Source organism: Mycobacterium sp. NGS64, from assembly GCF_059812245.1.
This window is the reverse complement of the sequence record NZ_JCALCI010000007.1, coordinates 23,744-46,873: the sequence shown is the minus strand read 5'-3', so window position 1 is coordinate 46,873 and position 23,130 is coordinate 23,744. Positions and strand designations below refer to the sequence as shown.

Sequence of the window (23,130 nt, the reverse complement as noted above, 5' to 3'; positions counted from 1 at the left end):
CTTCTAGCCTCCCGCCCTCGCCGATGTCGTCACCACGGTCGCCTGACCCGTCGCCGGCACCGTGTCGCGCGCCACCAACGCCGCCTGTTGCGACAACGCGGGGCCCGCGGCAAAGGTCCGCAGCAACGGCCACGGCGCCTGCACTGCCATCCTGGGATCCAGGCCCAGTGCGCGCAGGGTCGAATCGTCGGGGGCGATGCCGAACCGCACACCGTTGTCGGCCACCCAGAACAGCGATTCCCTTGAGTCGCTGGTGATCACGCCGCTCGTCGACGTCACGAAATTGGCCGCTCCCGGCAACACCAGCACCTGATTGGCCACGACGGATGTCGGGTCGCGGTCGTCACGGACCAGGCGCACGATCCGGTCGTCCATCGACGACGGCACCGGAAGCCCGCGCCCGTTGTAGATGGCGACCCGGGCCTGCGGATCGGTCGACGCCTTCTCCCACCCGACGCAGGTGGTCGGATTCGCCGCGGAGTCAATGAAATTCAGGTGCCCCGCAGGGTAGTAATCCACCGTCAGTGAATTCACTTCGGGAATGTTGACCAGCACGTCCGGGGTCACCATCCGCGGCGACGCCGACCCGTAGGAGTTCGCGCTGCGCAGCAGATCGGCCACGAAGCCGCCGATCTTTTGCACCCCGTCGGGGAGCAACACGTAGAACTGGCTGCCGCCTCCGGCGGTTTGGGCCTGTAGGACCGCCCCCACCTGCGAACCGGGCAGCCATTTCGACGGAGTTCCGGCCTCGGAGATCTTGGGCACGCGAAGCGGCTCCGTCGCCGGCATCCCGTCGAAGAGCGCACGCGAGATCTCCACCGGCACAGTGGCTCCCGGATCCAGCCCCAGGCTTAATGTGACTGCCCTGTCGGCGGGGTCGATCTGCGAGCGCTTGCCGCCCCAGATCACATATGTGGCGCCCTGAAACGTCGCAAGCAGCCCCGCGTCTTTGGCCATCGGGGCGGCGCGACCGCCGATGAGCTGTCCCGCGATGGAGGTCACGACCGGCTTGTCCGCGGTGCGCGGCCGGCCGGCCGTATCGCACACCGCCCACGCCGACACTGCGCCCCGGTTCACGTGCATGGCCGCCGGCGCGCCCGGTATGCCGACCAGCGGCCCGGTTGGATACTTGGCGATCTCGGCCGGCTTCACCCATGTCGGCTGCCCGGCGGTGCCCGTCGCCAGCCGCGCTGAAGTTAAATTGAGCGCCGGATACAGCCGGCCTTCGATGCGCGCGTATATCGCCCCGGATTCGCGGTCGCCGATAATCGCCGAATCCCCCACCACCCCACTGGGTTTGATCACGTTGAGCAGGACCATCCAGCCCGAGGCGATGGCCACCAGCACGACCGACAACACAAGGGCCGCAGTCTGCTTGCGGTCATCGTGCTTCATCCGCACTGAGAAGCGGGTGGTCGCCGCGCGCAGCCGCCGGTTGTAGAACAGGTGACCCGAATTCTGGTCGCGGTTGGACAAACTCAGCGGCATCGCTCAGTAGCCCCTCGGTCCGCGGCGGGGATCGGCCTGCTGGATCCGCTCGGCCAAATCCGACCCATCTATGGCGACGCCGTAACGACGTTGTGCGTAGTTGATGAAGGCACAGGCCTGCGCTACCAGGTCGTGGATGTTCGCCGACGTGCCGGGCTGGTGATAGGCGGCGAAGGTCGGGGCGATGAACTGCCACGCACCCTTGCTCGGCGTGCCTCTCGCGGCGTTGGAGTCCCAGTCGTTTTCGGCGTAGGCGTCGTAGTTCGACTCGCGGCGAGCCACCAGATCCATGCCCCGCTCCCAGCGGGCACGGGCCACCGGGTCATGAATGCCCTTGATGTCCAGGGCGTTACGGATGGCCGTCCGCACCGCGGCGCGGCCGCCGCCAGCGCCGGCGTGGCCGCGGCTGTATCGCAGGCGCCGCAGTCGCCGTGCCAACGTCCGCGCCCGCGCCCGCGCCCGCACGATGTGCCGGTGCTGCGTGCGCAACCGAGCGGACATTCGCGCCATCGCCTCGCGCCGGCCAAGCGGCGTGTCGCCCGCCGGAACGGCGTCGGCGATCGCCGCGTGCAGGTTGAGTCCCGTCGCGGTCTTCGCTTGGAAGCGGTCGGCACGCGCCGTCGCCAGGATCGCGTCCAGCGACCGGTCCGTCTCGGCCAGCTGGCGCAGCCTTGCCGCCAAGGTGGCCGATCGGGCCGTCGTCCCAGTGGCGTGGGCGTGCACCCGGGCGGGCGTATCACCGACGCCGCGACCGGTACCGTTGCCGGCGAAGAGGCTGTGGCCCCGGGACAAGGCGGCCACCGCGCGCGTCATCGCTGGATCATTCAACGATTCCCCCACCGTAATTCCGATCGAAATCGGCCTGCGCCTCTTCGCGCAATGCCTCAAAGACCATATTCAGTCGGTCCATCAACTCCCGACACGAGTATGACGTCACCACGTGAGGGGCCAACGACAGCCCGGTCAGCCGCCCGTCTGAATTGCATACCGCATAGACGTCACCAACGTCGGCTGTAAACGTCACCGACTCCTGGGCGGCCAGAACCGCTTCCCACTTCTCGAAATTCGTCTTCAGGTCCGCCAAGACCTGGTCTACCAATGCTTTATCCGCCGCCGCGTCCGGGCGCACCGCATCCGTATCGGACACCTCAGCCACAACTCCAATAACTTGAGGCCCGCAAGTTGGCCTTGGATTCCCCGCCTCGATGCACACGCGTCCGCGTCCCGTGTGTCGCTGCCACGGCGAATGGTAATGGCCGCACGATCACGACATTACTGCCGCTAGCGAGACGCGACCACTCATCTTTTGGGTGTTATTAGGAGTCATCGCGTCGAGGCATTTGGTTTTAATATGCAATTCAGCGGCGAGAATTACGGTTTTCAATATTCGGTGCGGGCCGAGCGCTATTCCTGCGGCTCTTCGTCGGTCGGCACAATCACGATCCGCCGGTTCGGCTTGGCGACGACGGGTGGCTTGCCCTCGGTGGACTTTGTGACGGGAACACTCGGCGGGACCGTCAAGCGACCCTTGACCGGCTGCCCGTTGGGAATCCCCGGGACGGTCACGCGCTTTTCTGCGGGCTTGTCCTTGGTTCCGTCCCCGCCCGCTCCCATAGCGCCGGGCATCATCGGCATGCCGGTCATGCCCATCGGACCGGCCTGCGGCGTCATGCCACCGGTCTGCGTCACCGTCACCGGTTTCGCCGACGCTGCCGCGGGCGTCGTCGGCGGCGACGACGACGGCACCGGTGGCGGGCCCATGAATCCGGTCGGGGTGGTGCCACCGCCTGCGCCGATTCCCCCACCGCCGCCGCCGAGCCCGGCGTCACCGCCGCCAGCGCCGCCGAAACCGGGATCTTCCGCGGACAGATCAGTCAGCGCCGCCGCAGCCTCGCCGCCCTTTGCTGCTCCCATCAGCGGCTGAATCGCACTTTGGGCGGCCTGCATCGCCTGTTGCGGAAGCTGCGTAAGCGGCCCCATGACGCCGCCGAGCGCGCCGGTGAGCGAACCCGCGATCCCGGAGGCCATCTGCGGAATCATTTGCGTCAGTTGCTGGAACTGCTGGGACGATTGGGCTTCGTTCTCCGGAAACTTCTTCGCGGCGTCGAGTGCGTGCGCGCGACGATCCAGATCGCCTTGCACGCTAGACGCTTGGTCCGCACTTACGCCGAGGTTGCCGGCGGCCGCGAGTCCGGCTTGGGCGCCATCAGCCGGTGCAGCGGCTGCCGGAGGAAGACCATTCGGCATTATTGGCGGTGGTGACTGTGGCGCCGCGGCTACCCCGGCGAAGTCCGCCGGACTTACCTTGAAGCCCCCGCTCATGGTCGCACCCCAAACCCCTTAACCGCGGCCATGCGTGCCGCGCACTAATTAGTCGCATGGTAGAGCCGCGGCCCCTTGAAGGGTAGTCACCCCAGCTTTGGCGAAACCGCTTCATACCACGCTACGTGGTAGTGCGCGAGCCACTCGTGGCCTTCAATAAGAGCCTGTACCGCTGCGAGCAGCATCCAGTCGGCTGCCCGCGACAGGTTGTGAGGATCTTCCAGCGCCTTGTTGTACGCGGCTTGCAGCTCACGCTGCAACGCGTCAACCTCGTTCTCGGTGACACCGGTTTCCCGTGTCGCGGCTTGTGCCAAGGTCTGGGCGATTCGCGGCAATCCGTCGCGGCGTCGAACGGCCTCAACCAGCGTTGGGCCAAGCTCTTCCACCTCCGGGCCGGTGCGCGCCACTCGATCACCGGAAATGGGCGGGTCATCCGGTCCCGGCTTGGCGATGAATCCGTGGGCCTTGTGCACTGCCGCAGCCGTAACGGTTCCGAGTAGGTCAACCACGTCGGCGTCGGACCGGCGAAGCGCAGGCTCGAGTAGTCGATTCACGCCGACCGGGATTTTGACGTTCGGCGGGATCCACCCACACCCGATGCTGCCGACCAAGAGCGTTGTGCCGTCGTCTCGCAAGCCGGCGGCCCAAGACAGACCCGGGGCTTGTCGAGCCACCGAGTCCACGAGGCGCTGCAGCCTTTGCTGTTCCGCGGCCCGGCTCGATACGTCGCCAGCTAGGGCGCCAGTTGCCGCCGACAACGCCGACGCGCCCGCCGGTGTCGACGCACTGCCCGCTGCCTGCGCGGCGGCGCCCCGCTGGACCGTCGACATCAACGGGCTGCCCGCTGAAGGCGACGTCGATGGCGACGGCGCGACGGGTGCACCGGAAACCGGCGTGGTGGGCGCCGACATCGCCGGTGGGGTCACAACAGGAGGACGAAGATCGGAGCCGTAGGCGGGCAACGGTCCAGCGGGGACGGCCGGGGCTCCCATTACAGGAGCCGCCGGTGCCGACATCGGCATCGGTGTGGTGACCGGTACCGCGCCGCCGGTCGAGGACTGCGGGGCGCTGGCGGCAGCGGCGGCCGATGTGCCCGAACCATGGTCCACCGCAGCCGATTCGATGCCGCCCGCCGCAATTGTTGGAGCTACCGGCGGCACGACCGGCGCCTGGGTTGGTGGTGGCGCCGACGCCCCCGTTGCATTCATCAAACCCTGCGACAAGTCATGGGCACCTGCCGCCGCCGGCTGACCCGTCATCATTCCTTGGGCGAATGATTGCCCAAGCTGGTTCGGTGAGAGCCCGCCCAAGCTGGCGGCCGGAGAGAGCCCGCCGCTGTTGGGCAATAGCGGCGGAGCAACTGCAGGCGCGCCAGGGATATGAGTACCGCCAGATGCCGCGACCGGGGCGCTAGCTCCGACTCGCGGACCGACGCCCGCACCCTGAATGCCCGCCGGGGGTCCGCCCACGCCCGTGCAGCTCTCATCTCCGTGCGGTCCACTGCCAGCACCTTGCGCGCCCGCCGGGTGACCACCAGACCAGGTGCGGTTCCCCGAACCGTGCGGTCCAGTACCCGCACCGTGCGCACCTGCCGAGCCGCCATCCGCCATCACACCCCTGGGTGGACCATCCGTGCTTAACCCTTGGCTCTTCAGGAAATCCTGGGGAGACATCGTTAATCCCTCGGCGGTAAGTATCCTCTGCATCGCATCTGTGATCGCCGTGACCGCAGCAGCGGACTTATAAGCAGCGAATCCATTAGCTTCGGCGATTAGCTTCTCAATTTCAGCGACTTTTAGCGGTGCAGGCTCCTTCGAATTTTCAATATTAACGATCCGCTGGTTATAGTCGTCGGCAATGCCACTAAGCCCGTCGCGCAAACTATCAATCGCATCCGCACCTTTTTCAAATGCATCGGCTTTGGCCATGTACTTCTCGGATAAATCGAGGTGGTGCTTCTCGCCCTGTTGAAAACGCGATACGAGATCGTCCAGTGTGTGGCCCTGGTTGGTGGCCGCCAGCTGTGTCCACTGACCATGCAGATCCTGCGCGTAGTGCTGTTGCTGTTGCTGCTGCGCTCTCCAATTTGCAGCGCCGGCTCGCAGAGTCGTTGATGGCTGCGGCCACCATGCGCCGATCAGGGCCGGCGTGTACTTCCCAGCGGGCAAGTCGGGCCCCACGCCCCCTCCTTACAAATGCCGGTTCTTCACAGACGATCGTCGAATTCTCGCTCTACGCTGACCATACCTATCGACAAGTTGCAGCCATGGCGGCATTGTTTCGACTTATCTCGTCAAGCGTCGTCTGGTACACCGGTGACGACGCATCCGTATCGCTACTAACGGCGTTTGACGTGCGATACGCCGAAGCCAGTGCGTGTGCCGCATCGCGATCATTAGCGCTAAGCGCAGGATTTGCTGCCGCAGCATCTAGCAGCCCCGCACCGTTAACTAACGAAATACGTGCAAGAGCCCTATCCGAAAAGTGGGTATCAAAGTCAACCGAATGGGATGCAAGCTGATACGCCGCGCACAACTCCTTTTTGGCGCTCGCGACCTGATCAGGCGAAAAGGTCGGCGAAGGAGCCGCGGCGGTCGGAGCCTTTCCAGCGCTAGCGGTCGTCGGCCGGGTTAGCGCAATGATGCCCACAACGAGCGCCGCCACTGCGATGAGGCCCACCAGGACCAGACCTACAGCAATGCCGCCATTAGGACGTGGCCTGCCGGGCGCCGGGGGTGGTGTCCACTCCGCCATCGGGGGTGGCTGAGGATTCATCACCTCCTCAAGGCTAGTCGGATGCGCTCCAATGTCACTTCAATCCGGCGTCGTCGGCAGCCTGGTCGGATACCGGAGTACGCCGGCTCATTCAGCTCGCGCGACGCCACGCTTCCGATTACCCCGCCGGTCCGCGATGGCGGTGCGCACCCGTCGCGGGACGCAAGAGTTCGGGGTCGACCAAACGGCCCAGGCCGTATTCACCGCGATGGCGGGCCGTCATGCCGTCGCGTTGCAACGCATCGCCGTGACCGGAGACCACGTCGGACATGCTGAACAACGACTCCGACCCGTCATCGAAGTAGTGGAGATGGTCAGCGACCGGGTCGATCCGGTTGCCCGCCACCTCGGCCTTGAATCGGGTGGAGCCGTAGCCGTCGACGGCAGGATCGCTGCCGAGTCCGCCGAAGCTCACACCGATGAGTCCGGGGCCGGTCACGTGGGCCGGCAACCAGGTGATCGCATCGCCCGACGCCGCGCCGACGTAGAGGTGCCCGCCCTGTGGCAAATGGAAGTCGGCCGCCGCATGCGCGAGGTCGGTGCCTGGGGACCCGATCAACACCACGTCGTTTGCGTGCATCCCAAAGGCCGCCGCCGCGTCCGCGACGAGGGTTGATCCATAGGAGTGGCCGACCACCGTCATATGCGTCGGTGCACCTTCGTGGGTGACCGCCAGGGCGTTGACGTCAGCGGCCAGCACTTGCGCACCATGCCGGGCCATCTCCACTTCCCAAAGACCGGGATCGAACCAGTTGTTCGGCGCGTCGTAGCCAATCCACGTCACCACCGCGGTCGGGTTGCCCGAATTGGCGCGGGCGGATTCCCGATACAGGCGCACACCTTCGGCCTCGGCGAGCGTCCCCTCACGCACTGACGTGGCCGCCCCTTTCACCAAGACCGCGGTGTTAACCGCGGTGTCGGGATTGCCAACCGCGATGGCCGCGGCCCCCTCACCGCCGAAAGCCTCGGGCTGGTACTTCAACAGAAAGACGTCCGCGACGCCATCCGGTGCCTTGAGGCCGCTTTGGGTGCGAAAGGCGTTGACGTAGCGCCTGATTGCGGCACCGGTCAGCCCGTACTCGACGGGGTCGGACAACACATCGTTGACGTCCACACCGCGCAACCTCGCAAGCTCTTCCACACGGCGGAGGTCGTCGTTCATCACCGCCTCATTCACGCGACTTCGCACGGCGACGGGGACACCGTTGAGGTTTCCCAGCTCCGGAGGATGCTCGGCGATCAATCGGCCCTGCTGTTCACCGTTCAGCGTTTTCCACCACCGGTTGACCGCGTCGGCACTCGTCCCTGATGGCGGAATCTCTTGCGGTTCTTCGAGATTCGCCGGGGCATCCACCGTGCCAAGAACCGCCGGGTCGTAACCGTCGGTGCGCAATGCGGTCAGCGACCTCCGCAAAAACTGCGAGTAGCCTTCGCGCCGAGACCGAAGCTCGCCCAACGCGGCCGAGGTGTCGTCGACGGCCTGCTGCTCCAGCGCACCGATGAGCGCGTCGAGCGCGAGTCGATCGTCCGACGCGAGCCAGCTATTGCTTTCGAGCGAGAGGGCTTGGCCGAGCAGGTCATCGACCCCTCGCAGTCGTATCTCCAACGTCGAGATCGCCACTGCACCAGCGGATTGCGCCTCGGCCAATGCGGAAGCGATACCTTCCAGGTCCGCCCCAATCTTTCCCAGCTGCAAAGACTGGGCACCGAGCGACTGCGCCGTGCGCCGCACTTCGACCGAGTCGTTGATCGGGCGCTCGCCGGCGACCCGATTCCAGGACGCATCGAACCGGCGGCGCGCCGCATCGAAAGCGGCGGCGGATTCGGCGGTGCAGCGGCCGGCGTCGTGAAACGCCTGCGCCAGTCCGGAAACCTGCGCCGGGCGCCCAGACTGCAGGCTGTCGTCAATCGCCCAGGGATCGCCCCCGGCTTCGCCAATCAGGTGCGAACGGCTGATGTATCGGAAGTCCATCGCACCGCCCGCTCTTCGGCGGCGTTGCGGTCATCCATATTGGTGAACTGGTTGGCGGCGTAATGCGCCTTGTGGCCGAGTCCGGTCAGCGTCTGCTGGTGGTCCTGCAAGGCCTCGACGTGCCGCCCGTGCGCCGCGGTCACCGCCTCGTGAAACGTTTCGGCAGCAGCAAAGCTGCCGAACATCCCGGCTGACAGCGGGCCCCGTGACAGCTGATCGGCCCCCTCCTGTGCATGCCCGCCGGCGCGGTGCGAATCGTTGGCCCCCGAGTGCAGCATGTCGGTGTCGACGAACATCGCTACCCCCTCCCGGCCCGCGCGCAGGCTGAACTGGTGGCCAAGCTAATAACCGCCCCGTTTCCGGTCAATTCAGTCATAAGGCGCTCGCCCCGTCGGCCAGACCGTCGCCGTCGGCATCGGTCAGCTTGACGTTCCAGTGCCCGTCGCCGTCAGAGTCGACGTACCCGGTGATAACCCCCTCGTCGGCGCACAGCACCCGGTCGGCCACCCCGTTGCCGTCGCTGTCGAACAATCGGTCGTCGGCCTGACCGTGCCCGTCGAAGTCGACCAGCGGACCTCCGGTGTGCTCGACGCCGTCGAGCCCGAACCACCGCAGCTGCCCGCCCCGATCGAAGGCGACCGCCCACGTCCCCGATCCGTCGTCGGTGAAATACGCCTCCGGGGCGCCGTTATTGTCAAGGTCGAGCACGGCGTGGTCGGCCATCCCGTCACCGTCGAAATCCGCCAGCGCGTCGTCCTGCATGCCGTCGCCGTCGAGATCCAACCCGATTGCATCGAGCCGGCCGTCGCCGTCCAAATCGAGGTTGGGCTGGCCGTTCCAAATGGCCGCGGAGCCATCGTCATTACCCAGGCAGTAGTCCATGCCTTCTCGGACGCTGGGCCACCGCTCGGCGTTCCCGCAACTCCATGAGCCGACGCTGAGCGTTAACGCCTTCGCCACGGGTGCTCGGCCAACATCGTGGTGACCAACTCGATGACTTCGGCATCGGTGTCTTCGTCGGGACGCGCCAGCTGTTCGGTCGCGACCGTAATCCGTTGCAGCAGAGCACCATAGGCATTGGCCGCGGCCCTGGCGTATCCGGCCGCGGCGTCCACCTGCCACACCGCGCTGTACTGGGCGGGCAGGTCGCGGAGCTCCTGCGACAAATCGGCGGCCTGCTCCTGCACCGTCTTCACCAGGCGGCGCACCTCTTCAACGTCGACCGAACCCGCCGATTCGACATCGTCAGCCACGCCGGCTTCGAGGACGCAATCAATCTGGTGCACCGCAGCAAGCGCATCTTCAATACGGCCCGTATGTTCCCGCACTCCCGGCGGCGGGATGGGGATCGTCAACAACTCGGGCGACGCGGCTGGCGTTGCGGCGGCGAGGCGAGCGTCGGCTTCCGCGCGCGCACGTGCCAGCTCGGCCTGCGCGGCCTCGCGCGCAGCCGCGATCTCACCCTCGGCGTGCTCACGCGCGGCCGCAATCTCACGCTCGGCGTGCTCGCGCGCAGCGGCCATCTCACCATCGGCCCGCTCGCGCACGGCCGCGACCTTGGCGGCGGCATCGGCGCGGACCTGTTCGGTCTCGGCCTGCGCGCGTGCGATGGCCTTGTCCGCTTCCGCTCGCGCCCGTTCGACCTCGGCTTTCGCGGCTCGCTGTCCGGCCTCCACATCACCGCTGATCTGCCCGCGCGCGGCCGCGACTTCGGCCGCTGCGTCGGCGCGGACCCGCTCCAGTTCGGCGCGCACCTGCTGCAGGGCTTCCTGTGCTATCGCCCGATCGGCGGCCCGCTCGCCGAACCTTTGCACGGCGCGCGCCTCGGCGGCCCTGACCTGTTGGTGAGCCGCGGCAACCTCGGCCGCCGTATCGGCGCGGACCCGCTCCAGCTCCGCGCGCACCTCCTGCAGCGCTTGTTCGGCGGCGGCTCGTTCGGCCGAACGCTCGGCGACCCGTTGCTCCGCGCGCGCCTCCGCCGCCCTGATCTTTTCCTGCGCCGTGGCGGCCGCGGTTATCGCGTCGGCGCGGACCCGCTCCAGCTCGGCGCGCAGCGTGTGCAACGTTTGTTCGGCCGCCACTCGTTGGGCTGCCAGCTCGGCGATCCCCTGTTCGGCGCGGGCCTCGGCGGCGCTGACCATTTCCCGGGCTACGGCGGCGTCGGCCGCCGCGTCAGCACGGGCCCGCCCGAGCTCGGCGCGCACCCTCTCCAAGGCCTGGCGTGCCGCCGCTCGTTCGCCCGCCCACTCGGTGTCTTTACTGGCGGCCTGCGCCTCGACGGCGCGGGCGCGCTCGCGCGCTTCTTCGGCGGCACGCGCCGATTGTTCAGCCTCCGCCTGCGCCATCGACGCGGCTGCGTTGGCGTCCTGCTTGTCCTGATGGGCCTCGCGTGCCCGGCGCTCGGCCGCCAGCCGCAACTGGTCTGCCTCGACGACCTGCATCATCGGCGAGAGGCGCGTTCGCGCCGGGCCGAACCGGTTGCGGTGTTCGACTAGGTCTTGTTCGGTCATCGCGGCCATCACGGCCAACACCGCGGGTGGCTTTGTGCCCAGCCGCGCTGCAGCAGCGACCGCTTCTACAGCGGCGCGCTTTGTCAAAGCCGCCCACGCGTCGCGGTCGAGGTCTTCGATGTGTTGCCGTGTGGTTGTCACTGGCGCCGACGCCTCCCACCCGCGGCGATTCGGCGGCCCGCTTCGGGCATTTCGTCGCCCAACGGTCGGGGTGCCGCTCGGAGCGCCTCCGGCATTGCGAGCAGGTCCGGCTTTGCGCCGGCAGCGGTAGCAGGCAGATCGCCAGGAGGTTCATCGAGCAGGCTGCCTTGCTGGGCCAACACGAGGGTGAACTGGCCGAGGTAGACCGACACGGCCCTGGCGAGCGTGTCGTCCCCGAGGTGCTCTGCGTCGCGCAGCAGCCCCCGCAAGATTTCCAAAGCCAGCTCCGGCCCAAGCCCGAGGCCAAGGGTGGCACCGTTACCAGCCGCCGGCTCGATGCCCGCGGTCTCGACCACCCACACCAACCGCTGCCAGCATCGCGTCACCGCGGCCGCGTGCTGTTCGTCGTCGCGACGTTCCCGATTCTGGCGTTCCTGCTGCTCGAGCTCCATCCGGTGTCGCCGCGACGCCCGCTGCATGGCGAGCAGCACAAGAAGGGCCACGATGATGGCTGCGCCGAGCGCTGCAACGCCGCCGAACCCCGCTGACATCAAGAACTCGTTCTCCGGCGGTAGCGCCATCATCCGCCCGGGCAGCGCAAATCCCTCAGCCGCGATCTGAAGGCGCCCATCGGAACTCAACATACGTGCAGTATGCCTCCTGGGCGGACTTCAGACCATTGGAATCTTTCGATGATAGGCCGTCGCGCGGCGCCGGCGCCACAGGCACAAACGCCCGAAAGGCGCTTTTCGGTGGTGTCAGCTATCACAGTCCTCGCGGCCGGCCGGCGGTCGTGCTGAAATGCTCGGCGCACGCGGCGGCCAGTTCCAACAGGCGCCGCCGGGTTGTCCGGTTGACCTCGTCCTTGACGTCGATCACCCCACCGGGGCGTAGATGCCCGTCGAAGGGCATCTCGATCACTTTCTGGCCCCGCCCGCCGAACCGCTGGACCAACAGTGCGATGTCGCGCTTGGCGGCGTGCCCGTCGGAATCGTTGACCACCACCACCGTGCGCTGCAGCAAACCGTTGAACCCATGGTTTGCCAGCCAATCCAGGGCCTGTGCCGCCGCGGAGGCGCCGTCATACCACGGCGAAGACACCACGATCAGCGCATCAACACCGGCGAGCACCTCCTGGGTCACCGGCGAATCCAGGCTGGATCCGCAATCGACGATCGACAAGGTGAAGTGCTTGTCGAGCTGCGTCGTCGCCTCCCGGTAGATCGCCGGGTCCAACACACGGCGACTCGCAGTGGCCGCATCCCCGGCCAGCACGAACAAGCCGGCCCTGTTGCTGCCCACCCGGGCGCGGATGTCGGCGAACGAGAACAGATGCCGGTCGGAGGCCAACTCCCAGTACGAGCTCGCCGTCGACGGGTCGATCCGGCTGGCCAGCTTGCCGTACGAGGTGTCCGCGTCGATCGCCACCACGCGGTCGTCGTTGCGCAACTCGGCGAACACCGACCCGACGCTGGCGGCGATGGTGCTTTTGCCGACCCCGCCCTTGCCCAGAACGCCGATCTTGTAGGTGCCGCGCAACAGGGTCCGGATCTTGGCTTCCAGTTCGGCCTGATAACGCTCGTCGGGGGACCAGCCCAGATTGATCAGCTTGAAACTGGCGACGTAAACGGCTTTGCGCCAGCCGCGGCCGGGCGGGATGCGCCGGGTCGGCACGAGGTCGCTGCGGCGGATGCTGTCGACATAATTCAAGGGCGGCGGCGGACGCTGGACTTGACCCCAGCCAGTGCTGCCCGTCGGCGGCGCGGCCGGCTGCTGCTGCGGTTGGGGCCATGCCGGGCCGGGGGGGTCAGCGGGGACATCCGGCCGCGGCGGCGAGGCGGCGCCCGACGCCGGCGGTTGCTGGGCTGAGGCCCATCCGTCGGGTCGCGGGCCCCCGTACTGGCCGGCCTCCGGTCTGCCCGGGGCAGGCACGGATTCGCGGCCCCGTCCACGTGTCGGGCCCGGCGCCCTGGAGCGGTCGAACAGCGCGGCGGTCTCGTCGAGCGGCCCGCCGTGGCGGAACGCGGGCTGGTCCGGCCACTGATAGGGGGCGTCGTTTGGCGTCTCCGCCGCGGGAGCCCCGTTGTCGGGCTTGTCGTCCTGTGGGCGCGAAGGCACCGGCCCGGACCCGTTTGCTACGGCCTCGGGCGGGCCGGCGGGAACCGCAGGCGAACTCGCATGATCGTCGGAATTTGCGCCTGTACGTTCGGTCATATGGCCTCCTAATCAGGACAAAGACCGGCATCCGCGTTGCATTTTATGCCCGGCGGCCGCAGTCGGGCCTTTCAGGCGTTCCCGCGCGACCGCCACCAGGACAGCAACTCGGCGGTCGCCTCCTCGGTTGACAGCGGTCCGCGTTCCAGGCGCAGCTCCTTGAGATACCGCCACGCCTCGCCGACTTGCGGGCCGGCCGGGATCCCTAGCAGCTCCATGATCGCGTTGCCGTCCAGGTCGGGGCGCACCCGCGCCAAGTCCTCCTGGGCCGCCAGCTCGGCGATCCGCTCCTCCAGCCGGTCGTAGCTGGCCTGCAGGCGGGCGGCGCGGCGCTTGTTGCGGGTCGTGCAATCGGCGCGAACCAGCTTGTGCAGCCGCGGCAGCAGGGGCCCCGCGTCGGTGACGTAGCGGCGCACCGCCGAGTCGGTCCATTTGCCTTCGCCGTAGCCGTGGAACCGCAGGTGCAGAAACACCAGCTGCGAGATGTCGTCGACCATCTGCTTGGAATACTTCAACGCGCGCAACCGCTTTCGGGCCATCTTGGCGCCCACCACCTCGTGGTGGTGAAAACTCACCCCGCCGTTGGGCTCGTGCCGCCGCGTCGCCGGCTTGCCGATGTCGTGCAGCAGTGCGGCCCAGCGCAGTACCAGGTCCGGTCCCTCGTCCTCCAGCGCGATGGCCTGCCGCAGCACCGTCAGCGAATGCTGGTAGACGTCCTTGTGCTGGTGGTGCTCGTCGATGGCCATCCGCATGCCGCCCACCTCGGGCAGCACCACCTCACCCATCCCGGTCTCCACCAGCAGGTCGATGCCGGCCACCGGGTCGTCGCCGAGCAGCATCTTGTCCAGCTCGGCGGCCACCCGCTCGGCGCTGATCCGCGCCAGCTGCGGCGCCATCTCGTCGATCGCCTCCCGCACCCGCGGCGCGACGGTGAAACCGAGTTGCGAGACGAACCGCGCGGCGCGCAGCATCCGCAAGGGGTCGTCGCCGAAGGACACCGAGGGCGCGGCCGGGGTGTCCAGGACGCGCTGGCGCAGCGCCGCCAAACCGCCTAGGGGATCAAGGAATTCGCCCGGGCCGGTCGGCAGCACCCGCACGGCCATCGCGTTCACCGTGAAATCGCGGCGCACCAGATCGTCCTCGAGGCGATCGCCGTAGCGCACCTCGGGTTTGCGTGACACCTGGTCGTAGGCGTCGGCGCGGAACGTGGTGATCTCCAGCCGATAGTCGCCCTTGCCGACGCCGACGGTGCCGAACTGAATGCCCGTCTCCCACACCGCGTCGGCCCAGCGCCGCAGCAATTCCTGGACCTGCTCCGGGCGGGCGTCGGTGGTGAAGTCCAAGTCGGGACTGAGCCTGCCCAGCAACGCGTCTCGCACCGAACCGCCGACAAGGTACAGCTCGTGACCGCCGGCATCGAAGAGCGCGCCCAGCTCACCCAGCACTAAGGCGTGCTTGTTCAGGGCGACCGCGGCAGCGGTCAGCAGGTTGGCATCCTGGGCGGCGTCAGGCACGTTCGATCAGCGTAGTCGGGTGACGCGGCCGACACCGACCCTGCGCCGCCGGACGGCGACTAGCGGCGAGTATCTCGGGAAGACCAGCCCGTGCCAGCTACTATCGCTTGGGTGTCGGACGCCGAACAAGCCAAACCACGTCGACGCCGGGGTCGGCGTCGGCGTCGTGGCGCGGCTGCCGCGGCCGAAACCCCCAAGGATCCCCAGACGAACGGCGACTCGTCGCCCTCCAAATCCCGGCGGTCCCGGCCATCCCGCGGCGTCCCCGATCGACTCAAGACCGTCCACGAAACCTCTGCCGGCGGGCTCGTCATCGACGGAATCGACGGGCCGCGCGACGAGCAGGTCGCCGCGCTCATCGGCCGCGTCGATCGGCGCGGGCGGATGCTGTGGTCGCTGCCCAAGGGACATATAGAGATGGGCGAGACCGCGGAGCAGACCGCCATCCGTGAGGTCGCCGAGGAAACGGGTATTCGCGGCAGCGTGCTCGCCGCGCTGGGGCGCATCGACTACTGGTTCGTCACCGATGGCCGCCGGGTGCACAAGACCGTGCACCACTATTTGATGCGCTTCTCCGGCGGCGAGCTCTCCGACGAGGACCTTGAAGTCGCCGAGGTGGCGTGGGTGCCGATCGGCGAGCTGCCGTCCCGGTTGGCCTACGCCGACGAGCGCCGCCTGGCCCAGGTCGCCGACGAGCTGATCGACAAGCTGCAGAGCGACGGCCCGTCCGCGCTTCCGCCGCTGCCGCCGAGCTCGCCGCGGCGACGCCCGCAAACGCATTCACGGACCCGGCATTCCGACAAGCCCGTGGCGGGCCGGAAGAACGGTCACGGGCCAGGGCCGTGACGGCTCCCCGACTCTGCTGGGCCGGCCTCGTGCGCCTCGCCGCAGTGGTTGGCATCGTGGCCGGTTTTGCGGTGCTCGCCGGGCCCACCCCGCGCGCGGCCGCGGGCGAACCCGGGGAGACGCCCTTCGTCCGGGTCCGCATCGATCAGGTGACCCCGGACGTGGTCACCACGACAAGCCCACCCGTCGTCACCGTCAGTGGAATGGTGACGAACATCGGTGACCGCCCGGTCCGCGACGTCATGGTCCGGCTGGAGCACGCGCCGGCGGTCAACGACTCCGCGGCGTTGCGCACCTCGCTGGACGGCAGCACCGACCAGTACCAGCCGGCCGCCGACTTCCTCACGGTGGCCCCCGAACTGCAGCGCGGCCAGGAAGTGAGCTTCACCCTGTCGGCCCCACTGCGCGCATTGACCAAGCCGTCTTTGGGGATGGAGAAGCCCGGGATCTACCCCGTCCTGGTCAACGTCAACGGGACACCCGACTACGGCGCCCCGGCCCGCCTCGACAACGCGCGGTTCCTGCTGCCCGTGCTCGGCGTGCCGCCCGATCACGCCGACGACGTCAATTCCGCCGTCGCGCCCGACACCTCCAAACCCGTGTGGATCACGATGCTGTGGCCGCTGGCCGATCGGCCGCGGCTGTCCCCCGGCGTGCCCGGCGGCACCATTCCGGTCCGGTTGGTCGACGACGACCTGGCCACGTCTTTGGCGACCGGCGGGCGGTTGGACATCCTGCTCGCCGCCGCGGAGGTCGCCACCAGCCACGACGTCGACCCGGACGGCGCCGTCAGCCATGCGCTGTGCCTGGCCGTCGACCCGGACCTGCTGGTCACCGTCAACGCCATGACCGGCGGCTACGTGGTGTCCAATTCGCCCGACGGGCCCGCCCAGCTGCCGGGCACCCCGACCCACCCGGGCACCGGCCAGGCCGCCGCGACCGAGTGGCTGAACCGGCTGCGCGCCCTGTCCCATCGCACCTGCGTGGCGCCGCTGCCCTACGCCCAGGCCGACCTCGACGCCCTGCAACGCGTCAACGACCCCGGGCTGAGCGCCGCCGCCACCAACAGCGTCGGCGGCATCGTCGACCGCATCCTCGACGTCCAGTCCACCCGCGGGGCCACGCTGCTGCCCGACGGCCCGCTGACCGGCCGAACCGTCAGCCTGCTCAGCGCCGATGACAGCACGGTCGCGATCGCCGCGGGCGAGTTGTCCGCCCAGGACTCGACGACCGACAATCCGGCCGGCCTGGACACCGCGCCCCGGCGGTTGTCCCCTCAGGTGGTGGTCGCGCCGTTCGACCCGGCTGTCGGCGCCGCGCTCGCCGGCGCGGGCAACAACCCGATCGCCCCCACTTACCTGGACTCCTCGCTGACCGTCCGTCTTTCGCACGACTCCAACACGGCCCGGCGCCAGGACGCGTTGGGCTCGATCTTCTGGCACGCGCTGCAACCCGACGCCGCCCCGCGCACCCAGCTGCTGGTGCCGCCGGCGACGTGGAACCTGCAGGCCGACGACGCGCAGGTGATCCTGACCGCGCTGGCCACCAGCATCCGGTCCGGGCTGGCGGTGCCGCGGCCGCTGCCCGCCGTCATCGCCGAGGCCGCGGCCCGCACCGAACCGCCCGAGCAGGCCGCCAACGACGGCTCCGCGCGTGGCCGGTTCACCGACGACGTCACCGCCAACATCGCCGCCCAGGTCGGCCGGCTGTGGGGCCTGACCTCCGCGCTGAGCACCGACGAGCGCACCGGCCTGACCGGCATCCAGTACACCGCGCCCCTGCGCGAGGACATGCTGCGCGCGTTGAGCCAATCCGAACCGCCCGACACCCGCAACGGGCTCGCCCAGCAGCGCCTGGCGGTGGTCGGCAAGACGATCAGCGACTTGTTCGGTGCGGTCACGATCGTCAACCCGGGCGGCTCCTACACCTTGGCCACCGAGCACAGCCCGCTGCCGCTGGCGCTGCACAACGGCCTCGCGGTGCCCATCCGGGTGCGGCTGCAGGTCGATGCCCCGCCGGGCATGACGGTAACCGACGTCGGCCAGATCGAATTGCCGCCGGGCTACCTGCCGCTGCGGGTGCCGATCGAGGTGAACTTCACCCAGCGCGTCGCGGTCGATGTGACGCTGCGGACCCCCGACGGCATGCGGCTCGGCGAGCCGGTGCGGTTGTCGGTGCATTCCAACGCGTACGGCAAGGTGCTGTTCGCGATCACGCTCAGCGCGGCGGCGGTGCTGGTGCTGCTGGCCGGTCGCCGGCTGTGGCACCGGTTCCGCGGCCAGCCCGACCGCGCCGACCTGGACCGCCCCGATCCGCCCCATCCCAGATCCGCCGACCTGCACGACGAGATCGACGATCGGGTCGAGCACAAGCCCCGCGTTTGACGTCCTCCGTCGGCTTCAGGCCGTTGGATTCCAACCCTTCCCCGTCGCACTTAGGCAGCAGGAGAGCAGAGTTGAGGTTCACGGTTCGCAGACCGGCAGGTGCCGAGGTCTCCCCGTGCTGTCACCGCCCGTCCGGCGGCGATGTTGCGTGCGGCGTTCACGTCGGCGTTGCACGGGCCCGCATCGCAGGCGACGCACTGAAAAACCGCTTGGCTCTTGCGGTTTTCCGGCGCGACGTGCCCGCAGTGCGAGCATCGTTGCGACGTATACGCTGCCGGGACGAAGTCGAGCCGCCCCGACGCCTTGTGCTTGAGCCGGGCCACCAGCAGCCCCCACCCCTGCCGGCTGATCTCACGGTTAACGCCCCGTTTCTGCGCGACGTTGGTGCCCGGGCGGTCGCGGGTCCCGCGTGCGGAGCGGGTCATCGTCCGCACATTCAAGTCCTCGACGCGGATGGTGTCGAAGCGGCTAGCCAGATCGGTGGTGGTCTTTTCCACCCAATCACGACGGCGATCGGCGTCGCGGGCCCGCAACCGCGCGATCGCCCGCTTCGTTCGCGCCCTCCGATTCGATCCGCGTTGCGCCCGGGACAGCCGCCGCTGCAGTCTGCGGAGCCGCTTGGCCTCGCCCACGCCAAGGCCGGGAGCGCGCAGCAGCTCTCCGCTGGACAGCGCAACCGAGACCGCCACGCCGCGATCGACACCGACAACAGTGCCATCGCTGGGTCCCGAGATCGGTTCGGGGATCACAGCAAAAGCGATGTGCCAGCGTCCCGATCGATCCAGGGTGACGCGGTACGACTTCACCGAGGCGGGAATGGCACGGGTCCACCGGAACCGCATCCAACCGATCTTCGGTATCCATATCTGCCCGTGGCGGCGGTTGAGCCGTTTGAGGTGGCGCGGTTTGACTCCGACCTGCCGAAATCCTTCGTGAATGCCGGCCTTGCGCCAGGTTGGGCGGCGGTGGCTGCCATTGAAATAATTCCGCATTGCTTGGGCGAAGTCGCGGAGCGCTTGCTGCTGCACGGTTTGCGATCCGGCTGCCAGCCAGTTGTATTCGGCGCGGGCTGCGGTCAACTGGGCACACTGCTCGTTATAGCCCGGCGCCCGACGGCCTGGTTGCCAGTGCTGCTGCTGCTCGACGGCCATGTTCCAGACAAACCGGGCGTGACGACAGTGTTCAGCCAAGGCCGTCGCCTGCTCAGGGCTGGGAAGCAACCGAAATCTGGACACGCCAACAACCTACGAACGACGACCGACAACCTGCCGAAAGGAGGAATGCGGCCTCTTCTTCCCCGGCTAGAGCCGCGGGTTTCCACACCGCAAAACTGATGGATCACGCCCATCGGCGGACCCACCCACAGCCGCCACCACAGCGCCCGCCGGCGGGGCCGCGCCACGCCCGCCCGGGCCCACCGACCGGTCCCCTGCCGCCGGTGCCCGAGCTCGCTCGGCGCCGACCCGAGCTGTCCGACGCCGCGCTGGTGTCGCGGTCGTGGGCGATGGCGTTCGCGACGCTGATCAGCCGCCTCACCGGCTTCGCCCGGATAGTCCTGCTGGCCGCGATCCTCGGTGCGGCGCTGTCCAGTGCCTTCTCCGTGGCAAACCAGCTGCCTAACCAGATAGCCGCGCTTGTACTCGAGGCCACGTTCACCGCGATCTTCGTGCCGGTGCTGGCCCGCGCCGAGCAAGGCGACGCCGACGGCGGCGCGGCGTTCGTGCGGCGCCTGGTCACACTGACGACGGCGATGCTGCTGGTCGTCACCGCGCTGTCGGTGCTGGCCGCGCCCCTGCTGGCGCGCCTGATGCTGGGCCGCGCCCCGCAAGTCAACGAGCCACTGACCACCGCCTTTGCCTACCTGCTGCTGCCGCAGGTGCTCGCCTACGGGCTCACCTCGGTGTTTATGGCGATCCTGAACACGCGCAACGTGTTTGGGCCGACGGCGTGGGCGCCAGTCGTCAACAACCTCGTGGCGCTCGCCACCCTCGGCGTGTACGTGGCCGTGCCCGGCGAGCTGTCCGTCGACCCCGTTCGGATGGGCAACGCCAAGCTGCTGGTGCTCGGCATCGGCACCACGCTGGGCGTGTTCGCGCAGACGGCCGTCCTGCTGATCGCCCTGCGCCGCCAACACGTGAGCCTGCGCCCGCTGTGGGGAATCGACAAGCGCCTCAAGACCTTTGGCACGATGGCCGCCGCGATGGGGCTCTACGTGCTGATCAGTCAGCTGGGGCTGGTGGTCGCCAACCAGATCGCCAGCACCGCGGCCGCCTCCGGCCCGGTGATCTACAACTACACCTGGCTGGTCCTCATGCTGCCGTACGGCATGATCGGCGTGACGGTGCTGACGGTGGTGATGCCGCGGTTGAGCCGCAACGCCGCCGCCGATGACACCCAGGCAGTGCTGGCCGACCTGTCGCTGGCGACCCGCCTGACGCTCGTCACGCTCATCCCGATCGTGGCGTTCATGACCGTCGGCGGCCCGGCGATCGGCAGCGCGCTGTTCGCCTACGGGCATTTCGGGGAAGTCGACGCCGGCTACCTGGGCGCCGCGATCGCGTTGTCGGCGTTCACGTTGATCCCCTACGGCCTGGTCCTGTTGCAGCTGCGCGTCTTCTACGCGCGCGAACAACCCTGGACGCCGATCGTGCTCATCCTGGTCATTACCGCGGTCAAGATCGTCGGCTCGGTGCTGGCCCCCCACCTGACCCACGACCCCAAGCTGGTGGCCGGCTTCCTCGGCCTGGCCAACGGCATCGGCTTCCTGGCCGGCGCGATCGTCGGCTACTACCTGCTGCGACGGGCGCTGCTGCCCAAGGGCGGCCACCTGATCGACGTCGGGGCGGTGCGGACAATCCTGGTGACGATCGTCGCGTCGATGCTGGCCGGCCTCGTCGCGCATGTGGCCGATCGGCTGCTCGGGCTCGCCCGGCTGACGGCCCACGGCGGCGTGGGCTCGCTGCTGCGGCTGTTGGTCCTGGCGATCATCATGTTGCCGATCATGGCCGCTGTCATGGTCCGTGCGCGGGTGCCCGAAGCGCAGGCGGCGATTGACGCGCTCAGGCGCCGCTTTTCTCGCCGCGGCCCGCGCGTCGCGGTAGCTTCGCGCAAATCGGCCGGACAACAGGGATCGTCTCGGCCGGGCCACGTCACGTACCCTGAGCAGAGGAATTCGTCCCCGCCGGGGGGAAGTGCGGTCCAGGAGCCGATCCGGCGCAGGCCTCCGGAGCGGGTAGCCAGCGCCCGAGTAGCGAAAGGACCGGAGGTGACCGACCGCCCATTGGAGAGCGCATCCAGCGCTGGATCCGATTTGGGGTCAGGCGCCGAGACTCCGCGCCCCGTCGCCGACGACTTCCAGCCCGACATTCCGCCCGGCCCGGCCCATGAACGGCCGGCGCCGCGCCCGACCGACCGTTTGAACGGCGACCTGTCGATCGACACCGCCGGCGGGGCCGGGGACGACGTGCACCTCGTCCCGGGCGCCCGCATCGCCGGGGGCCGGTATCGGCTGCTGGTCTTCCACGGCGGCGCACCCCCGCTGCAGTTTTGGCAGGCGCTGGACACCAAGCTGGACCGGCAGGTGGCGCTGACCTTCGTCGATCCCGACGGAGCCCTGCCCCGCGAGGTGCTGCAGGACATCTTGTCCCGAACCCTGCGGCTGAGCCGGATCGACAAGCCCGGTATCGCCCGCGTGCTCGACGTGGTCCACACCGGCTCCGGCGGGCTGGTCGTCTCGGAGTGGATCCGCGGCGGTTCGCTGCAGGAGGTAGCCGACACCGCACCGTCGCCCATCGGCGCCGTCCGCGCGATGCAATCGCTGGCCGCCGCCGCCGACGCTGCCCACCGCGCCGGGGTCGCCCTGTCGATCGACCACCCCAGCCGGGTGCGCGTCAGCATCGAGGGCGACGTGGTGCTGGCCTACCCCGCGACCATGCCCGACGGCAACCCGCAACAGGACATCCGCGGAATCGGCGCCGCCCTGTATGCGCTGTTGGTCAATCGGTGGCCGCTGCCGGAATCCGGGGTGCGCAGCGGGCTGGCGCCGGCCGAGCGCGATTCGTCGGGGAATCCCGTCGAACCCATGGTGGTCGACCGCGAGATCCCGTTCCAGGTGTCCGCGGTCGCGGTGCGGGCGGTTCAAGAAGATGGCGGAATCCGAAGCGCCTCAACCCTTTTGAACTTGCTGCAGCAGGCGACCGCGGTGGCCGATCGCACCGAGGTGCTCGGCCCGATCGACGATTCGCCCGCGGTGCCTCCCACCACCAGGTTGTCCCCCGGCCGCGAGTACGCGACCTTCGCGCGCCGGCGCCGCAACGTGCTGATCGGAGTCGGAGCCGCCGTCGCCGTCATCGTGGTGGCCTTGCTGGTGCTGGCCTCGGTGGTGAGCAAGATCTTCGGCAACGTCGGCGGCGGCCTGAACAAAGACGAGCTCGGGCTCAACGGCCCGTCGTCGTCGGCGTCGTCGTCTGCTCCCAGTTCCGCGGCCGCCGGCAGCGTCGTCAAACCCACAAAGGCGACGGTCTACTCCCCCGACGGAGACGCCGACAACCCCGGCCAGGCCGGGCAGGCGATCGACGGCGACCCCTCGACCGCCTGGTCCAGCGAGGTCTACACCGACGCCGTCCCGTTCCCCTCCTTCAAACAGGGCGAAGGGTTGATGTTGCAGCTGCCCAACCCCACCGTGGTCGGTCAGGTCACCATCGACACCCCGAGCAGCGGCACCAAGGTTGAGATTCGCTCGGCCTCGACCGCGGCGCCGTCCAAGCTTGAAGACACCACCGTGCTGGCTCCGGCGTTCGCGCTCAAGCCCGGTCACAACGTCATCCCCGTTCGGGGCGGTTCGGCAACGTCGAACGTGTTGGTGTGGATCTCCACGCTGGGAACCACCAACGGCAAGAGCCAGGCCAGCTTCTCGGAAGTCACGGTCCAGGCGGCCTCCTGACCGAGATCGCGGGCGCCCACAG

16 protein-coding genes are annotated in these 23,130 nt (G+C 68.6%); 3 read left to right on the top strand and 13 right to left on the bottom strand.

Annotated features, from left to right (window positions below; genetic code table 11):
* Nucleotides 1–3: 3 nt before the first annotated feature.
* The 12 genes from eccB to AC5Y4S_RS24600 all read right to left on the bottom strand — a co-directional run bounded on the left by eccB (nt 4) and on the right by AC5Y4S_RS24600 (nt 14,936).
* A complete protein-coding gene (eccB, locus tag AC5Y4S_RS24655) occupies nt 4–1,488 on the bottom strand; it encodes a type VII secretion protein EccB (RefSeq protein WP_500035219.1) in 1,485 nt (494 codons plus the stop codon).
* Nucleotides 1,489–1,491: 3 nt separating this feature from the next.
* Nucleotides 1,492–2,301: a transglycosylase SLT domain-containing protein gene (locus AC5Y4S_RS24650; RefSeq protein ID WP_500035218.1), complete on the bottom strand. Its 810-nt coding sequence runs from the start codon at nt 2,299–2,301 to the stop codon at nt 1,492–1,494.
* A 7-nt stretch (nt 2,302–2,308) separates the two neighbouring features.
* Nucleotides 2,309–2,644, bottom strand: coding sequence for a DUF2710 family protein (locus AC5Y4S_RS24645; RefSeq protein WP_500035217.1), 336 nt, complete (start codon nt 2,642–2,644; stop codon nt 2,309–2,311).
* A 248-nt stretch (nt 2,645–2,892) separates the two neighbouring features.
* A complete protein-coding gene (locus tag AC5Y4S_RS24640) occupies nt 2,893–3,810 on the bottom strand; it encodes a hypothetical protein (RefSeq protein ID WP_500035216.1) in 918 nt (305 codons plus the stop codon).
* A gap of 86 nt (nt 3,811–3,896) precedes the next feature.
* Nucleotides 3,897–5,990, bottom strand: a complete 2,094-nt coding sequence (locus AC5Y4S_RS24635; protein ID WP_500035215.1) for a DUF5631 domain-containing protein — start codon at nt 5,988–5,990, stop codon at nt 3,897–3,899.
* 713 nt (nt 5,991–6,703) lie between these two features.
* Nucleotides 6,704–8,557 (bottom strand): putative alpha/beta hydrolase, encoded by a 1,854-nt coding sequence (locus AC5Y4S_RS24630; protein WP_500035214.1) that lies wholly within the window; start codon nt 8,555–8,557, stop codon nt 6,704–6,706.
* On the bottom strand, nt 8,524–8,853 hold the full coding sequence (locus AC5Y4S_RS24625) for a DUF2563 family protein (protein ID WP_500035213.1): 330 nt from the start codon (nt 8,851–8,853) through the stop codon (nt 8,524–8,526). Before AC5Y4S_RS24625 ends, AC5Y4S_RS24630 begins: the two co-directional genes overlap by 34 nt.
* Before the next feature lie 76 nt (nt 8,854–8,929).
* Complete coding sequence (locus AC5Y4S_RS24620; RefSeq protein WP_500035275.1) at nt 8,930–9,439, bottom strand: pullulanase; 510 nt, start codon at nt 9,437–9,439, stop codon at nt 8,930–8,932.
* Between the two features lie 62 nt (nt 9,440–9,501).
* The gene (locus AC5Y4S_RS24615; RefSeq protein ID WP_500035212.1) at nt 9,502–11,067 is read right to left on the bottom strand and encodes a coiled-coil domain-containing protein; all 1,566 of its coding nucleotides are present in this window, start codon (nt 11,065–11,067) and stop codon (nt 9,502–9,504) included.
* 137 nt (nt 11,068–11,204) lie between these two features.
* The gene (locus tag AC5Y4S_RS24610; RefSeq protein ID WP_500035211.1) at nt 11,205–11,852 is read right to left on the bottom strand and encodes a hypothetical protein; all 648 of its coding nucleotides are present in this window, start codon (nt 11,850–11,852) and stop codon (nt 11,205–11,207) included.
* A 121-nt stretch (nt 11,853–11,973) separates the two neighbouring features.
* Nucleotides 11,974–13,422 (bottom strand): MinD/ParA family ATP-binding protein, encoded by a 1,449-nt coding sequence (locus tag AC5Y4S_RS24605; protein WP_500035210.1) that lies wholly within the window; start codon nt 13,420–13,422, stop codon nt 11,974–11,976.
* Between the two features lie 71 nt (nt 13,423–13,493).
* Nucleotides 13,494–14,936 carry a CCA tRNA nucleotidyltransferase gene (locus AC5Y4S_RS24600; protein WP_500035209.1) on the bottom strand — a complete coding sequence of 481 codons (1,443 nt, stop codon included), beginning with the start codon at nt 14,934–14,936 and terminating at the stop codon, nt 13,494–13,496.
* Between the two features lie 111 nt (nt 14,937–15,047).
* Between AC5Y4S_RS24600 and AC5Y4S_RS24595 the strand changes: the two genes are divergently transcribed.
* Nucleotides 15,048–15,782 carry an NUDIX hydrolase gene (locus AC5Y4S_RS24595; protein ID WP_500035208.1) on the top strand — a complete coding sequence of 245 codons (735 nt, stop codon included), beginning with the start codon at nt 15,048–15,050 and terminating at the stop codon, nt 15,780–15,782.
* The gene (locus AC5Y4S_RS24590; RefSeq protein ID WP_500035207.1) at nt 15,779–18,166 is read left to right on the top strand and encodes a hypothetical protein; all 2,388 of its coding nucleotides are present in this window, start codon (nt 15,779–15,781) and stop codon (nt 18,164–18,166) included. Before AC5Y4S_RS24595 ends, AC5Y4S_RS24590 begins: the two co-directional genes overlap by 4 nt.
* A 50-nt stretch (nt 18,167–18,216) precedes the next feature.
* On the opposite strand, the gene AC5Y4S_RS24585 is transcribed toward AC5Y4S_RS24590, so the two are convergent.
* Nucleotides 18,217–19,401: an RNA-guided endonuclease InsQ/TnpB family protein gene (locus tag AC5Y4S_RS24585; protein WP_500035206.1), complete on the bottom strand. Its 1,185-nt coding sequence runs from the start codon at nt 19,399–19,401 to the stop codon at nt 18,217–18,219.
* Between the two features lie 98 nt (nt 19,402–19,499).
* On the opposite strand from AC5Y4S_RS24585, the gene AC5Y4S_RS24580 reads away from it, so the two are divergent.
* Nucleotides 19,500–23,108, top strand: coding sequence for a lipid II flippase MurJ (locus AC5Y4S_RS24580; protein ID WP_500035205.1), 3,609 nt, complete (start codon nt 19,500–19,502; stop codon nt 23,106–23,108).
* The last annotated feature ends 22 nt before the right edge of the window (nt 23,109–23,130 follow it).

What these genes read in the sequence shown, in the direction of transcription:
- eccB (WP_500035219.1), bottom strand. Translation starts at nt 1,488, where the DNA reads ATGCCGCTGAGTTTGTCCAACCGCGACCAGAATTCGGGTCACCTGTTC.
- AC5Y4S_RS24650 (WP_500035218.1), bottom strand. Translation starts at nt 2,301, where the DNA reads ATGACGCGCGCGGTGGCCGCCTTGTCCCGGGGCCACAGCCTCTTCGCC.
- AC5Y4S_RS24640 (WP_500035216.1), bottom strand. Translation starts at nt 3,810, where the DNA reads ATGAGCGGGGGCTTCAAGGTAAGTCCGGCGGACTTCGCCGGGGTAGCC.
- AC5Y4S_RS24630 (WP_500035214.1), bottom strand. Translation starts at nt 8,557, where the DNA reads ATGGACTTCCGATACATCAGCCGTTCGCACCTGATTGGCGAAGCCGGG.
- AC5Y4S_RS24625 (WP_500035213.1), bottom strand. Translation starts at nt 8,853, where the DNA reads ATGTTCGTCGACACCGACATGCTGCACTCGGGGGCCAACGATTCGCAC.
- AC5Y4S_RS24620 (WP_500035275.1), bottom strand. Translation starts at nt 9,439, where the DNA reads ATGGACTACTGCCTGGGTAATGACGATGGCTCCGCGGCCATTTGGAAC.
- AC5Y4S_RS24615 (WP_500035212.1), bottom strand. Translation starts at nt 11,067, where the DNA reads ATGACCGAACAAGACCTAGTCGAACACCGCAACCGGTTCGGCCCGGCG.
- AC5Y4S_RS24610 (WP_500035211.1), bottom strand. Translation starts at nt 11,852, where the DNA reads ATGTTGAGTTCCGATGGGCGCCTTCAGATCGCGGCTGAGGGATTTGCG.
- AC5Y4S_RS24605 (WP_500035210.1), bottom strand. Translation starts at nt 13,422, where the DNA reads ATGACCGAACGTACAGGCGCAAATTCCGACGATCATGCGAGTTCGCCT.
- AC5Y4S_RS24580 (WP_500035205.1), top strand. Translation starts at nt 19,500, where the DNA reads ATGGATCACGCCCATCGGCGGACCCACCCACAGCCGCCACCACAGCGC.